At 59.8% G+C, this 15,000-nt stretch carries 13 protein-coding genes; 2 read left to right on the top strand and 11 right to left on the bottom strand.

Annotation, left to right across the window (positions count from 1 at the left end; all coding sequences use genetic code 11):
• The first annotated feature begins 405 nt into the window (after window positions 1–405).
• Window positions 406–1,761 carry an FAD-binding oxidoreductase gene (locus KDX37_RS11645; protein ID WP_231652849.1) on the top strand — a complete coding sequence of 452 codons (1,356 nt, stop codon included), beginning with the start codon at window positions 406–408 and terminating at the stop codon, window positions 1,759–1,761.
• A gap of 93 nt (window positions 1,762–1,854) precedes the next feature.
• Here KDX37_RS11645 and KDX37_RS11640 read toward each other — a convergent pair whose 3' ends face one another.
• The gene (locus KDX37_RS11640) at window positions 1,855–2,937 is read right to left on the bottom strand and encodes an alpha/beta fold hydrolase (RefSeq protein WP_231652848.1); all 1,083 of its coding nucleotides are present in this window, start codon (window positions 2,935–2,937) and stop codon (window positions 1,855–1,857) included.
• A 215-nt stretch (window positions 2,938–3,152) separates the two neighbouring features.
• On the bottom strand, window positions 3,153–3,689 hold the full coding sequence (locus tag KDX37_RS11635; protein WP_231652847.1) for a sterol desaturase family protein: 537 nt from the start codon (window positions 3,687–3,689) through the stop codon (window positions 3,153–3,155).
• A 462-nt stretch (window positions 3,690–4,151) separates the two neighbouring features.
• Here KDX37_RS11635 and KDX37_RS11630 point away from each other — a divergent pair, with 462 nt between their 5' ends.
• Window positions 4,152–5,534 (top strand): LLM class flavin-dependent oxidoreductase, encoded by a 1,383-nt coding sequence (locus KDX37_RS11630; protein ID WP_231652846.1) that lies wholly within the window; start codon window positions 4,152–4,154, stop codon window positions 5,532–5,534.
• A gap of 10 nt (window positions 5,535–5,544) precedes the next feature.
• Here KDX37_RS11630 and KDX37_RS11625 read toward each other — a convergent pair whose 3' ends face one another.
• Genes KDX37_RS11625 through KDX37_RS11585 form a run of 9 tightly spaced genes read right to left on the bottom strand, consistent with a single transcriptional unit; the run spans window position 5,545 to window position 14,572 of the window.
• Window positions 5,545–6,696, bottom strand: a complete 1,152-nt coding sequence (locus tag KDX37_RS11625) for an iron-containing alcohol dehydrogenase (RefSeq protein WP_231652845.1) — start codon at window positions 6,694–6,696, stop codon at window positions 5,545–5,547.
• Window positions 6,697–6,730: 34 nt separating this feature from the next.
• On the bottom strand, window positions 6,731–7,333 hold the full coding sequence (locus KDX37_RS11620; RefSeq protein WP_231652844.1) for an ANTAR domain-containing response regulator: 603 nt from the start codon (window positions 7,331–7,333) through the stop codon (window positions 6,731–6,733).
• A 16-nt stretch (window positions 7,334–7,349) separates the two neighbouring features.
• Window positions 7,350–8,474, bottom strand: a complete 1,125-nt coding sequence (locus KDX37_RS11615) for a transporter substrate-binding domain-containing protein (RefSeq protein ID WP_231652843.1) — start codon at window positions 8,472–8,474, stop codon at window positions 7,350–7,352.
• Window positions 8,471–9,991, bottom strand: a complete 1,521-nt coding sequence (locus KDX37_RS11610) for an amidase (protein ID WP_231652842.1) — start codon at window positions 9,989–9,991, stop codon at window positions 8,471–8,473. The genes KDX37_RS11615 and KDX37_RS11610 overlap by 4 nt, the downstream gene beginning before the upstream one ends.
• 12 nt (window positions 9,992–10,003) lie before the next feature.
• Window positions 10,004–10,708: an ABC transporter ATP-binding protein gene (locus tag KDX37_RS11605; protein ID WP_231652841.1), complete on the bottom strand. Its 705-nt coding sequence runs from the start codon at window positions 10,706–10,708 to the stop codon at window positions 10,004–10,006.
• Window positions 10,701–11,426: an ATP-binding cassette domain-containing protein gene (locus KDX37_RS11600; RefSeq protein WP_231652840.1), complete on the bottom strand. Its 726-nt coding sequence runs from the start codon at window positions 11,424–11,426 to the stop codon at window positions 10,701–10,703. Before KDX37_RS11600 ends, KDX37_RS11605 begins: the two co-directional genes overlap by 8 nt.
• Window positions 11,423–12,454 (bottom strand): ABC transporter permease subunit, encoded by a 1,032-nt coding sequence (locus KDX37_RS11595; RefSeq protein ID WP_231652839.1) that lies wholly within the window; start codon window positions 12,452–12,454, stop codon window positions 11,423–11,425. The genes KDX37_RS11600 and KDX37_RS11595 overlap by 4 nt, the downstream gene beginning before the upstream one ends.
• The gene (locus KDX37_RS11590) at window positions 12,454–13,323 is read right to left on the bottom strand and encodes an ABC transporter permease subunit (RefSeq protein WP_231652838.1); all 870 of its coding nucleotides are present in this window, start codon (window positions 13,321–13,323) and stop codon (window positions 12,454–12,456) included. The genes KDX37_RS11595 and KDX37_RS11590 overlap by 1 nt, the downstream gene beginning before the upstream one ends.
• 10 nt (window positions 13,324–13,333) lie before the next feature.
• The gene (locus KDX37_RS11585) at window positions 13,334–14,572 is read right to left on the bottom strand and encodes an urea ABC transporter substrate-binding protein (protein ID WP_231652837.1); all 1,239 of its coding nucleotides are present in this window, start codon (window positions 14,570–14,572) and stop codon (window positions 13,334–13,336) included.
• Between the last annotated feature and the right edge of the window lie 428 nt (window positions 14,573–15,000).

The raw sequence follows: 15,000 nt of genomic DNA, 5'->3' as shown, positions 1-15,000 counted from the left end.
TTGCGCACGGACAGGCCGGCGTCGAACTTTAGGCGTAGTACCTCTCGGATTTTACGCATGGATAAACGCTCCACGACGACCTCTTCGCTTCGAAAAAAGAGGTCGATAGTAGTGAATAGTCCCGCGTTGCTGCCTGCCTGAAAGTGTCCGGATGGCCGTGGAATCGGTGTCCGGATGCTTGTGGAATGAGTGTCCGGATCAGCGTGGAATCAGTGTCCGGATGTCGGTGGAATGGGTGTCCGGATGGTCATGGAATCCCCAACATGCTTGCATGATCATATGCTAACGCCTGGCCGCACAGGATTTATGGGCATTGCGCCAGAGACGATGCCGAAGTGGTGTTGAACATTCGATGACACGGGCGTTCACACCACCATAAGTCACTATTTGACGAGGGAATACTTCATGCTCCCATCCCTACTGGATGACCTCGAGTTGCACTTGGCGGGAAAATATCAATTGGGCGACTCGGCCGAGCAGCATCTGCATCGGGGACTATGGAACGGCAGCGCCCGCGCAAGCACTGCAGTGCTGGTTGAATGCGCATCCTGCGAGGATGTGCAGGCTGCTGTGAGAATCGCCAAGGCCGCTGAATTGAAGGTTTCGGTACTTGGTGGCGGCCATGACTGGGTCGGCAGAGCCATCAGCCCTAACGGCATGACGCTGGATCTGCGCAAGATGAATAGCGTGGAAGCAGGCACGGAGCCCAACCGACTCAACGTAGGGGGCGGAGCGCTTGTCAAAGACGCACTAGGCGGTCTTCCATCAGGCTCAGCATTTGTGGCAGGGGTCCACACCAAGGTAGGTGTTGCCGGACTCGCCCTGGGAGGCGGTTATGGAAAGCTCAACTATCGGTACGGTCTGGCTGCAGACGCGTTGCGGGAAGCAGAGGTTGTTCTGGCGGACGGTTCGAAAGTGATCGCCAGCCAGCAACACCATGCTGATCTGTTCTGGGCATTGCGCGGCGCCGGGAAAAATTTTGGCGTGGTAACGGCCATGCAGTTTGAAATATTCCCTGTCGTCAAGGTTCTCAGCGGCGTGTTCTTCGTCCCGCTTGAGTGCGCCCGGGCTGCGTTGCACGAGGTGCAAAAAATTCTGGATGAAGCGGGCAGCGATCTGAGCATCTTCTCGTCAATCACCGATGTTCCAGAGTCAGGCTTCGGGCTATTGCTTGAATTATTGTGGGCAGATGACGAGGAACGCGGCGCCAGCTATTCAATGCGCATCGAGAAGCTGCCTGAGGTGAAAGTGATAAAAAAGGCCTGGATGGAGTACAAGCAGATATTCGATGAAAGTGGCGATGCACTCTGGCCGCCTGGACGCGGTTACAGGATGGATGCGTACAATATTTCCAGGCTTGAAACAGAGGTCATCAATGCAATCATTCAGTTGGCTCGTGATGCGCCGTCACCGCGCTATTGCATCATGCTTCATGATTTTCATGGACTCGCCGCTGATGTGGATGTACATGCAACAGCGTTTCCTCTAAGGCGCAATCACTACAATATGCAGATCGTGGCCAGTTGGGATCCTGAGGACGCCGATGCGGCTGAGCAGGGTCACGAATGGATAATGAAAGCCAGGCAACAGATCAAGCCTTCGAGCGTTTACGGCGGTTATCCTGCCGTCCTTGATCTTGAATGCGCACCCCGTGCGCGGTTGTTCTACCGCGACAATCTGGACAGGTTGAAGGTGATCAAGAACACCTATGATCCTGGCAATATGTTTGCGGCGGCTTACGGTATTTTTTCGACGGTTTGAGGCGTTCGTCTGTCAGACCGGGTTGGCAAAAAGCGAGCGTTGCGCAACGGAAGCCGGAATGCAGGAGGCAGCGCCCCCTGCATCCTTGCGTCGTCAGTTGCCCGCCACGCGACCCTTTTCGGTCTTCTGCATGAACTGCTCCAGCTCCTTGCTGTAAAACTTTGCCATGCTGGTGGTGCCGTGGCCGCGTGTGTCGGGGCTGGCAGGGATCAACAGCAATTTCGCGTTCTTGACCTCGCGCAACGAGGCCTCCAACAGCCCCGTTTCGGGAGGGTTGCGTTCATCATCTGCCGAGTTGATGGCCAATACCGGCGCCTGAATCCTGCTCAAATCTTGCGATGCGTCGTAGTCGGCTGATGACTGCCATTGGTAAATGAAGTCATTGGCGTCCGAAGTCTGCGGGGTGTTGAGCCGCTCATCCACAAACCTGTCGGCCAGCGCACGCGTCGGAGCAATCGCCTGATAGGCCAGCGCGCCGCCGCTGGTGCCGATACTGAACATTGCGTTGGCCAGGCGTAGAGAAGGCGGTTGGCTGGTGTAGTTGCCATTGTTCCAGGCCGGGTCCTGTTTGATCGACTCCACCAGCAGTCGTCGCATCATCCAGTTGCGCGAGGACATTGCAGTAGGCTGGGAGGCCATGGGCACCAGCGCGTCCATCATGTGCGGCCAGGTCTGCCCCCACATCCAGGTCTGCATGCCGCCCATGGAGTTACCAATGATCAGGCGCAGGTGCTTGACCCCCAGACCTTCGGTGACCAGCCGATACTGTGCTTGAACCATATCGGTGTAATTGTATTCAGGGAATTTTGTGCGCAGACCGTCCGAAGGTTTGCTCGATTGGCCTACGCCAATGCCATCGGTCGAAATAATGTAGTACTTGCTCGCGCTCAACGGCTGGCCGGGTCCGAACAGCTCTCCGCCGAAGTCCTTGCTCAATATGTCACTGCCGGGCCGATAGGTGCCGTGCAGAAAGAGAATGGCGGGGTTCTTCGGGTCACCCAGGGTGGTGTAGTGCAACTTCAGGTTGGCGAACTTTTCACCGGTATGAAAGGTGAATTCCGGCGCAACCCAGTCGCCCTCAGTCGCTGGCGGCAGGGGTGCAGCGTGGATACAAGAAGCAAAGGAAAGCAGAACAAACAGCAGCCCTTTGGCGGGCTGTGAAATCAAGCGCTGCATGAGGAATATCCTGTTTGGTTTTATTGTCAGGGCGTTATGCGTGCGGGACGGATATTCCTCCGATGATCCAATCTTGTGAAGTCTTTTCTTTATTAACAATTATGAATATTTTTGACGCTGCCTCTCGGCATGGCTGGTGAGGTTGAGTCGAGGTGGGCGGCGGATTTGCGCCAGGCGCCCTCCATCGTGCCGCTGCGCTGTGAAGCGACGGTCAGTCAGGCACGTTTGACAGCGGCTTCAATGGCATCAGCTCGCAAGTAGGTGCGAAACACATGATCCCAGAGTGGCGAGGAAACGCCGAAGTTCTTCTCGATGCCCTTGCGGTGATGCAGGTCATGATTGGCGACCAGCCCGGTGATGAACCGAAAGGCCGGATGCCGAGGGCGATGCATCACGAAATGCACGCTGATGTAACAAAAGTAGCCAACGACCAGACCGATGAACGCCGAGGTCAGCCCGGTGGGCCAGGCGAGCAGCAGCAGTACGGCATAGGCCGAACTGGTCTTCCAGCTCGAAACGCCGATATAGGCCAGTACGTCCACGTGATGGGTCCAGTGCTCCTTGCGGTACAGCGAGTGAAACAGGAAACGGTGCACCCCGTATTCAAGTAACGACCAGGTCAGCAGCCCTGCGAAGGCCTGAACGGGATGGAAGGGCGCAATGCATAGAGCAAGAATCACAAACAGGGGAATGGTGAAGAAATCAAGGTAGTAAGCAACCGACGACATCAGCCACTTGTTGGAGGCAGCCATGCGCAATATGTCCTGGAAGGCCCGAAGGCGTGTGGGGTGGGTCAGCGGGATGTTGAAAGCCGGCCAATGTATCTCGACGCGGGCGGCGACGTGGTAACTATCGCAGCGGCTGGGTGAAACGGTGATGTCTGTCACGAATCCCGAATGTGAGCGGTGATCAAACGGACCGCGCAGCATGATGGCTGGCACATCAATGGGGCGGAGCAGCAGGTTCGTGCAGCGCGGCAGCTCAATCAGGGCTGACCACGAGCCATATAGCTCGAATCAAGCCCTTTATGCTTTTAAACCCGTACACAGCGTTTTTGGAGTGCGTTCTAATCCGCCCGGATTTTTCGCCTGATCAGGACATCGGCTGCTGAAACCTCTCGCGTTGTTATCTCCTGGTCTGGCAGCAACCACCGGTTGCTCGGCGCCTTTGCGCCGCCGCGCACCGTCCAGATGACTTGCCCCCCAGGAAATATCATGTCCGATCCGAAACCGCTGTGGTTTGCCCTGTATGAGCAAGCAAGTGTTGGCTGTGGAGGCGCACCCAGCCTCTGGACGCACCCGGCCGATGAACGACTCTCGATCAACTCGCTGAGCTATTGGTCAAACCTGGCACGCATTGCCGATCAGGCTCATCTCGACATGTTGTTCTTCGGCGACGTGTTGGGTTTCTACGACGTGTTTGGCGGCAACGCCGATGCCGCCATGAAATGGGCCGTAGAGGCACCGGCCAATGACCCGCTGATGATCATTCCGGCGCTGGCCGCCGTGACGGAAAACCTGGCGTTCGGCGTGACCGTCACGACCAGCTATGAACATCCATTCACCCACGCCCGGCGCTTCAGCACGTTGGATCACCTCACCAATGGCCGGGTCGGCTGGAACATTGTCACCTCGTATCTTTCCAGTGCCGCCCGAAACTTCGGCCTGGAAAACATGATCAGGCACGATGAACGCTACGAACGCGCTGAAGAGTTTCTGGATGTCGCCTACAAACTCTGGGAAGGCAGCTGGGCGGACGACGCAGTGGTCGCCGACAAGGCTCGTCAACTCTATGCACAAGGTGATCGTGTACGCCCGATTCATCACGTGGGTGAACATTACCGAGTTGCCGGGCCGCACCTGACGTCTCCCTCGCCCCAGCGCACACCGTTGCTGATTCAGGCAGGCTGGTCAGGGCGGGGCAGGGAGTTTGCAGCCAAGCACGCCGAGCTGATCTTTGTCGCCAAATCCGATCCGCTGGAGATACGCCAGGGACTTGAGCAGATATGGGCTCAGGCCGAGGCTCGTGGTCGTCAGTCTGAAGATGTCAAGGCGCTCACGGTACTGCGCATTGTCACTGCCAAAACCGGAATCGAGGCACAGCGAAAATACGATGAGCTGCAAAGCAACTATCACCTGCAGGCCCAACTGGTGAGTTACGCGGGCGATACCGGCATCGATATCAGTCGCTACGCGGACAGTGATGCGCTGTCGACTCACACTGAAGGCATGACCTCCTATGTGATGCGTCCCGACGGCAGTGGCAAGCCGTTGACCGCCGGTGACGTCAAACAGCGATTCGCCAAAGTCACCCGGGGCAGCGACCTTATCCTGGTCGGCACGCCGCACCAGATTGCTGAGCGCATCGAGGTGCATGCCCGCGTGTCGGGCACCACTGGCTACATGCTTAATCCGCTGATCAGCCCCGGCAGCCTTGAAGACTTCGTCGAGCTGATCATTCCTGAGCTGCAGAAGCGGGGCCTTTACCGCACCGAACCGCAACGCGGCACGTTTCGGTCACGTTTGCGGGCTGACGGTTCGAACCATTTGCCAGCGTCGGCGTACGGTGCTTCGTTCCGTTTCGACACTGCTCGATAAAGGCCTCTGCTTAAAAGGCTGCGGTATAGATCGCCAGCGCATCGGCCTCTGTCACAGGTCGCGGGTTGTTGACCAGCAGCCGTTGCTGGAGCATGGCGCTGCTGGCAAGTTCCGGCAGGCTCTCGCGGGTCACGCCAGCCTCTTTGAGGCTGAGCGGCAGGCCGGTGGCCACATGCAGACGTTGCAGCTCATCAATGAACTGTTGAGCCGCATCGCCCGGCTGCAGCCGATCACCCAGCACCAGCGGAGCGAGTTCGGCATACAACGCCTGAGCAGAAGGCAGGTTGAAGCGCAGCACTTGCTGCAACACCAGAGCGTTGGACAGGCCGTGGGGCAGATGAAAACTGACGCCCAGCGGGTACGCCAGCGCATGCACGGCGGCTACCGGCGCGTTGGCAAATGCCTGGCCAGCCAGACACGCCCCCAGCAACATCGCCTGGCGTGCCTCAAGGTCATCAGGTACTGCCACCACGCGCTCGAGATTGGCAGACAGCAGCTTGAGTGCTTCACGGGCCAACAAGTCAGAGAGCGGGTTTTTACGGAGTTTGCTGGTATAGGCCTCGATGGCATGCACCATCGCGTCGATCCCCGTGGCTGCCGTCACCGCTGCGGGCAGGCCAATGGTCAACTGCGCGTCGAGAATCGCCAGGTCCGGCAGCAACTGCGGGCTGACCACGCCGGACTTGCCGGTGGCGGTGGTCACGATCGAAATAGGTGTGACTTCCGAGCCGGTGCCAGCGGTGGTCGGTACTTGAATCAACGCCAGTCTTGCGCCGGTAGCCTGGTTGACCCCGTAAATATCACTCAGGCCCTGCTGCTGTTGGGGATGCGCCAGATAGGCGACCAGTTTTGCTGTGTCCATGGAGCTGCCGCCGCCAAAACCGACGATCAGGTCCGCTGAAATTGCCCGCGCCTGCGCGGTTGCCGCGAGCACCAGGTCCTCTGCCGGATCAGCCAGCACGTCGCTGTAAATCGATAGATTGATACCGCTGTTGGCGAAGCCCGGCAGCACGCTGTCGAGCAGGCCATGGCGCAGGATACCCGCGTCGGTGACCAGCAGAACGTTGCGTGCACCTCGAGCCGTGCAATGCTCAGCCAGGCTTGCGGCAGCGCCAGTGGCGCAGATCAGATGGGCAGTGCTGCTGAAGGTAAATCCTTGCATGGTTGACCTCGTATTCTTGTGAGTATTGGCGCTGCTAGTCGGATTCGGCAAGCAAACCGGCATCAATGATTTGCTGGGCGATGGCTTCCATGCTGGTGCGGCTTGCCATGGCTTCGCGCTGGAGACGCCGGTGGGCGTCGTTTTCGCCCAGATGATGGCGCGCCATCAGCAGCGCCTTGGCCATCGAGATCTTCGAGACCGCAGGTTGTCGGCTCTGCAGCTTGCGCAGTTCGGCGAGCATGTCGATGCGTGCCCGCCAGGCCGCGCGTGCCATCAACAACTGGGTCAGCAGGCCGAATGGGCGCAGCGGGCGCTCGATGATTGCCGCAGGTTGGGTTTCAAGCACCAGCTGCAGCATCGAAGGGTTCTCGTAGCCCACCACGGCAATGATCGGCGGTGCCTGTTCATTGAGGCTTGCGATCAAGGCCAGCGTGTTGCTGCGCTGACTGACTTCAACGGCCAGCAGCACCACATCGACCGCGTCAGGCAGCCTTGTTGGTACGGGCCAGCACTGTTCAACGATGCAGCCGATGCGCTGCAACTGATCCAGCACGATGTGGGCCTCTCCATCCTGAGGGTGAACGACCAGCACGCGCAGGCCTTTGAGTTCCCTCAGCAGAGCAGGGGTGCTGGTCATATCGGCCTCCGGCGCTTCATGCCTGCACGTCCATCTGATAATCGACCATGTAGGGACTGGGCTGCACCGCTTCGGTACTCTCCAGCACTAACCGAAACCGGCGCTGATGGTCGAGGCGGGCGATACGCGGCCATAGCCAGGTGTGCTGGGTCTGGGCGTCAATTTGTACCGGGCCTTGCGGCGCATCGAAGCGAGCCCCGGCAAGGGCATGTCGCAGCGCCTGCACCGAGTCATCAGCGGATCGGCGCGCAGCCTCAGCAAACAGATGCACCTGGAAGTACGCGGCTTCCGCTCCGGCTGTGATCGGTGCCTGTTCACCAAAACGTTCGCGATAGCGCCTGACGAAGGCCTGACTCGCAGGGTTTTGCAGGGTCGAAAACCACGGTGCCGCTGACACATGCCCTTCGGCTTCCTCGGCGCTCATGGCAAGCACGTCGACCTCGTTGGTGGCCAGGCTGACAATCGGCACGACGGCCGGGTCGAAGCCTGCTTGCCGATAAGCGCGGTGCAACGGCGGAATATCACTCCCGACAATGGTCGAGTAGATCGCATCGGGCGACGTCTCACGTACCCGCTGCATGACCCGCTCGAAGTCTTCGGTCGTGGCATGGAAGGGCAGGTAGATCTCATCGACAATCTCTCCGCCTGCCTGCTCGAACAGCTCGCGCATGATGCGATTCGATTCGTACGGGTAGACGTAGGAACCGCCGACGAACAGTACCCGTCCGCCATACGTCTGCAGTACGTGGCGGGCCAGTTGCAAAGAGTTCTGGTTGGGCGCCGAACCGGTGTAGTAGCAGTACGGCGAATACTCGAAGCCCTCATACAACGTTGGGTAGAACAGCAGACGACGGCGGCTTTCGACCACCGGCAGCACCATCTTCCGGGTGCTCGACATGTGCGTGCCGAACAGCACCTGCACGTGATGCTCATCGCACAGGCGCAAGGCGCTTTCCCGGTAGTCGGCTGGGTCTGCGCCGGGATGCCCGTCGATGGCCACCAGCGGCCGGCCATTCACGCCGCCAGCCTCGTTGACCTCGGCAATGGCCAGGTGGGTGGCATTGGCCTGGGTGGTTTCAGAGGCCGCGGTCAGGCTGCAGGCCGAAAACAACAGGCCGACTTTGTAGTCGTGGGTCTTCATGACGTCAGGCTTTCCCAGTCAATCTGTTGTTCGAAGCCATAGGCAGCCTGGTAAAGCGTAGCTTCGTCGTAGTCGCGGGCGATCAGCATCAGGCCTACCGGTAACCCCTGCGCCAACCCACAAGGGATCGATATGGCCGGGTGTCCGGTCACGTCGAAGGGCGCAGTATTGGCGTTCATCTCCAGGGCGCGGACGACCCAGGTGCTCGCGCTGGCGTCTGCATCGGGCAGTTTGGGGGCTTTCATCGGCACTGTCGGCATCAGCAGCAGATCGAAGCGGGCCAGTTGCTCGTCGTAGGCCGCGCGCAGTTGGCGAGCGGCGTTCTGCGCCCTGGCGTAATACTGACCCGAGTAGCGTTTATGGGCGTACTCACCGGCGAGCAGGCAAGTTTTAAGGTCGTGAGGGAACGTGTCTGCCTGTTGTTGCCAGTCGTCCTGCGCACGCATCAGGCTCTCCACATAAAGACCCTTCCAGTTCGAGCCGTAATTGTAGCCTTGCAACAGCTTGGTGGTACCTTCCACGGCAATCGGCGTCCAGATCGCATGGCCCAGGGCATGGAGCGGGATCGACACCTCTTCGACCACCGCACCCCACTCGGCGAACAGTCCGGCGGCACGACGTACTGCCGCGTCGACATCGGCCTCGGAATTGACATGACCGAACCCTTCGCTGACCACACCAATGCGCAGGCCCTTCAAGCCCTTGCCCAGTGCCTGGGTATAGGGCTGCACCGGCATATGACGATCCTGTCGGGGATCGAGCCCGTCGGCACCTGCCAGCACTTCCAGCAACAGGGCGTTGTCGGCCACGTTGGCGCTCATCACCCCGGCATGATCGAGGGTCATTTCGATCGGCATGATACCGGTGTAGGGGATCAGCCCGTGGGTGGGCTTTATGCCATAGATACCGGAATAGGCCGCCGGGATGCGCACCGAGCCGCCCTGGTCGGTGCCGATGCCCAGATCGACTTCACCGGCGGCAATCAGCGCCGCGCACCCGGATGACGAACCGCCAGTTGAATGGCCGGGATTGCGTGGGTTGTGCACCGCGCCCGTTGCATTGGTGTGGCTGCTGCCGGACACACAGAAAAACTCGCAGTGAGCCTTGCCGAGGATCAACCCTCCGGCATCCAGCACGCGGCTGACGACTGTCGCGTCGATATCAGGGACGTAGCCGTGCAGGGTCGAGGAGCCATTCATCATGGGCACGCCTGCCAGACAGATATTGTCTTTCATGGCCAGACGCTTGCCGCTCAGCTTGCCCTCGGCAGCGCCCTGCAGGTCGGTGCGTACATACCAGGCGTTGTACGGGTTTTGGGCCGGGGTGGGCAGATAACCTTCAGTGCGCGGGTATCTGATATTTGCTGGTGGTACGGCGAGTTGCTCAAGAAGGTCATAGTCTTTCCAGACCGCTTCGAGGATATCGGCGTACTCGGCCAGCAATGGCGCTTCGATGTGCAGGCCCAGTTGGTGCCCGGTGGCAGCGAGCTCCGCCTGGGTGGGACGTTGAATGGACATGTCGCAAAATCCTTATGAGTGGAAGCCCATGAAGCGCTCGGCGAGGGCTTCGGCGCTGGTGCAGGAGGGGTCGACTTCTTCGACCAGTTGGCCGTTCTCGATGATCAGGATGCGATCCGCCAGGGCAGTCAGAAACTCGATGTCCTGCTCGACCAGAATGATTCCCAGACCCTGCTCGCGACGCAGACGTTGCAGTGTTTCGATGATCTCGTCGCAGATGGAGGGCTGGATGCCTTCAGTGGGCTCATCGAGCAGTATCAGTCTGGGGTCGCCGCACAGACAGCGGGCCAGTGCCAGCAGTTGTTGTTCCCCTCCGGACAGCGCGCCACCCGGCTGATCAAGCAAGCGTTGCAGGCGCGGAAAGTAGTCCAGGATCCGTTCGATGGTCGCGTGTGCGCCGGCGAAGTCCTTGACGCAACCCATGCGCAGGTTTTCGCCAACACTGAGAAACGGAAATATCTGTCTGCCTTGCGGCACGTAGCCGATACCGGCCCGGGCGCGCTGGTGAGCTGCGGCACGGGTGAGGTCCTGCCCGCCGAAGTGCAGGCTGCCCGTGCGGGTCGGCAACTCACCGATCAGCGCACGCAGCAGGGTGGTCTTGCCCATGCCGTTGCGGCCCAACACGCCAATGCAGGCATTGGCGGGGCTGCTCAGGGCAATGTCGCGTAGCACAGGCACGCGGCCATAGCCTGCGCACAAACCGTTGACTTCAAGCATGTTTGATCTCCTGTTTGCCCAGGTATGCCTCGCGGACCGCAGGATCCTGGGTGACATTGGCAAAACTGCCCTGTGCCAGCACGGCGCCCTGGTTGAACACGGTGACCGTGCCTGCGATCAGGCGAATGAACTCCATGTCGTGTTCAACCACCACCACCGTGCTGTGTGCGTTGATCTCTTTGATCAATGCGGCGGTCTTGCGCACCTCCTGATAGGTCATACCTGCAGCCGGTTCGTCGAGCAGCACCAGCGTGGGCCGCGATGCCAGAATCATCCCCAGTTCAACCCACTGACGTTGGCCGTGCGCCAGGTCGCCAACCAGACGGTGACGCAGCTCGCCCAGACCTATACGTTCCAGGGTCTGTTCAGCGGTCTGCTGCGCCTGACTTTTGGTCTGCACCCGGCTGGCGGCCAGACGCAGATTCTCGAGCACATCAAGCCCGTCGAAAACGCTCGGGGTCTGAGTCTTGATGCCGATGCCAAGGCGAGCGATGCGGTGTGGCGCCAGACCGCTGATGCGCTGCCCCTGAAAGTCACAGGTGCCGTGGGTCGGTTTCAACTGGCCGCTGAGCAGCTTGAAGAACGTGCTTTTGCCAGCGCCGTTCGGGCCAATCAGGCAACGCAGTTCGCCGCGTTTAAGGGCAAAGTCCACGGACTTCACCGCATGCACGCCGCCGAAGCTGACGCCGAGGCCTTGTGTTTGCAGAAGAATGCTCATGCAACGCGCTCCTGTGGGTCAGGGACTGTCGGGGCGGTGCGTTGATTGAACAGACGCGACGTCAGCGAAGTCAGGCTTGGCAGCAACCCGCGCGGGAGCAACATGACGAAGGCCAACAGAATCAAGCCCAGCACCAGACTGCTGTCGATGCTTTGCTGCTGGCCCAGGCGGGCCATCAGCGCTTGCAGGCCAATGCACGCGATGATTGGGCCGAACAGCGTGCCGCGCCCGCCGACGATCACCCAGATGATGATCTGCGCAGACTGCGCCAGGCCGAACACGCCAGGGCTGACGAACGCTCCCCAGTTGGCGAACAGGCAACCTGCGAGGCCAGCAATACCGCCGCCGAGGCTGAACACGATCAGTTTGTGCAGACGTGTGTCATAGCCCAGCAGACCGGCACGCTGTTCGTTTTCACGGATGGCCACGACGACTTTGCCGAAACGGCTGGCGAGCAGCCCCCGCAACCCCAGGTAGCACAGGATCAAGGTTGCAGCGATGACCTGGAACAGCGCTTCGGGTTCCAGCACTTGCTCTGGGTTGAACGGCACATTCAGTGTGGGAATTGCCGGGATGCCATTGAAACCGCCCAGCAGCGCGCTGCCGATGTGGTATTCACTGCCTGATGTCGAGTTCATGACATTGAACAGAATCAATGTTACGGCGAGCGTGATTACCCCCAGATACACATCGCTGATGCCGCCATAAAACATGAAGTAACCCATGGCGGCAGCAAACAGCGCCGGTACGACGATGGCCAGCAACACCGGCCACGTGCTGTCACCGAGGTTGATCACGCCAATGGCATAGGCGTAGGCCCCAAGACCAAAGAACGCCGCCTGACCAAAACACAGAATGCCGCCGAACCCCCAGATAAACGCGAGGCTCAGTGCAAGCAACGCCATGACCAGATAGATGGTCAGCGACAGCAGGGTGAACAGATCCAGCCAGTGCGGCAATACCGCCACCAGCACGGCAGCCAGCGCACAGCCGAGCAAGGGCAGCCAACGAGGAAAAGTGACAGGCATCAGAAGGCCCTCCGGAAGAAACGCCCGGTGATGCCTTGCGGCAGAACGCGGATCAGCACAATGGCTGCCAGCAGCAGGGCGACCTCGCCGAACACCGGGGTACTGAGAAACGTCACCACTTGGCTGACGACGCCGAAAGCGCCCGCCGCACTGAGCGTGCCGGTGATGACCGCGCTGCCCCCACCGATCACCGTGATGAATGCTTTGGCGATGTAACTTGCGCCCAGCGTCGGGATAACCCCGGTCAGCGGCGCCAGTACTGCACCACCGAGCCCGGCCAGCGCAGCACCAAGACCAAAGGTCAGGCTGTAGATGCGTCCGGGATTGGCGCCCAGCGCAGCGGCCATTTTGGCGTTCTGCATGGTGGCCCGTGCACACAGGCCGAAGTGGGTGAAGCGCAGCAGCGCCCACATACCCAGCAACACCGCGACGGCTACGCCGATCACAAAAACCCCATAACCGCTGGTCTGGTAAGCCCCCACGGTGATGCCTGGCAACGGTGAGCTGATGCCGACCGTGGTGTTACCGAACAGCATGGTGGCGGTGCCGGTCAACGCCAGGCTGAGCCCCCAGGTGGCAAGCATGGTGTCGATCATCCGCCCGTAGAGGTGGCGCACCAGCAGGCGCTCCACCAGCATGCCGAACAGCCCGACCGTCACGGGTGCAAGCACCAGAATGGAAATCCAGATCGGTACGTGCAGCGTGTGGGTGGCCAACACCGCCACATAGCCGCCGAGCATCATGAATTCGCCATGCGCCAGGTTGATGATCTTCATCATCCCGAACACCACCGCCAGGCCGATGCTCAACAGCACCAGCGTGGCGATGGCGCCCAGTATTTGCAGCGAGAAAATTGCAGCCCAATCCATGTCAGCCTCCTTACAGCGCAATGCTGTATTGCTTCGCATCACGCGGGTTCTTCACCAGGTCGCACACGGCGGCGGTGTCAGAGGGCGCTTGTTGGGCAAAGCTTTGGACGACGTTCAGGCGACGGTCGCGCACTTCGGCAATGTGCACGTCGAGGATGCAGTGGTGGGTTGCCGGGTCGACGCTGACCTTGCCGCTTGGCAGGTCCAGACTGACGCCTTTTTCCAGCGCCTCGATGACCGCCATCCGCTCGATGGAACCCGCGCGGCGCACACCTTCGGCCCACAGCATCATGCCTTGGTAAGCGCCCATGGCCAGTTCAGTGATGTAGGGATAGTCGCTGCCGAAACGCGTGTGGAACCGTTCGACAAAGGCGGTATTCAGCGGGGTTTGCAGTTCCTGCACATAGTTCTGGCAGATCAGAATGCCGTTGCTCTCTTCGGGCGACAGCACGATATGCTCGTTACCGCCCGCGAAGGTGGTCGAGGCGATAGGCAGTTTGCCCGTCATGCCTGCGGCTTTCCATTGGCGATAGAACGACATGTGCGCGCCGCCCACCAGGGCCGACCAGACGAAGTCGGGTTTGGCTTCCTGAATCTTGGAAATGGTCGCGCCGAAGTTGGTCACGTCCAGCGGAAAAAACTCGATACCAACGCTTGAGCCGCCCGCCTGCTCGACATACTTCTTCACCCAGGCGGCGACGATCTGCCCATAGTTGTAATCGGCTGCAACGATGTAGACCTTCTTGCCCCATTTCCCGGTGACATGGGACACCAGTTTTTCGACGGTTTGCCCAGGGGTTACGCCAGTGGCAAAAAAGTTGCGGTCACAGACGCCACCTTCGTACTGGTTGTTGTAGAAGTACAACGTTTTGTAACGGTCCAGCACCGGGCGCACCACTTCGCGTGAGGACGACGTGATGCCGGCGTGCACCACTGCGGCACGATCTTTCAGGGTTGCCTGTTGCGCGTACTGTGCGTACAGCTGCATGTTCGACTGGGTGTCGTACTTGATCAGATTCAGCGGGCGACCGAGCAGGCCACCTTGAGCGTTGAGTTCTTCGGTGGCGAATGTCAGGGCGTCGACAATCGGTTTGCCATAGATGTCCAGACCGCCAGAGCTGTCGTACAGCGAAGCGATATTGATAGCGTCTTCAGCTGCAAAGGCTGAAAAGCTCTTGAAGCTCATCGCCGAAAGCGCAGCGGCGGAGATCGCTGTTGAGCGAAGGAACGTGCGACGGTTGATAGCCATGCGGTGTGCTCCTGAAACCAGACCGGCGCGGCATCACAGGATCGACTTGCAGGCAGCCGCAAGGCGACCTGAAAGGCGTTGGACTCATGATGGGGGCAGTCTGGATGAAATGCAGGCGGGAAGGGTGGGCCTGATTCCATGTACCGACGACGCTGTCGGCTGGACGAGTGAAGATCGTTTCGCTTGTAGGCCGCAGCCGCATCATTGGGGCTGGGCCACCCTTTGCCATTCAGGCATTGGGGGAAACGAATACCGCGGGGAGCGGTGTCTGGATAATGCAGAATCTGGACCAGATACCGCGTAACGCTTTATTCAGGGGCTTGCAGGCGGATTTTCGGTCCCGGGCCGTATCTTCAGCCTGCAAAAGTGGGAAGCAGTCACCCAGTGCGCTGCACGGATGTAGTGCACTGTAACAACCAGAGCAGCCA

It is taken from the genome of Pseudomonas californiensis (assembly GCF_021147775.1).
In the GTDB taxonomy this organism is placed as follows: Bacteria; Pseudomonadota; Gammaproteobacteria; order Pseudomonadales; family Pseudomonadaceae; genus Aquipseudomonas; species Aquipseudomonas californiensis.
The sequence above is the reverse complement of the archived record's forward strand: the minus strand, read 5'-3'. Positions and strand labels throughout refer to the sequence as shown.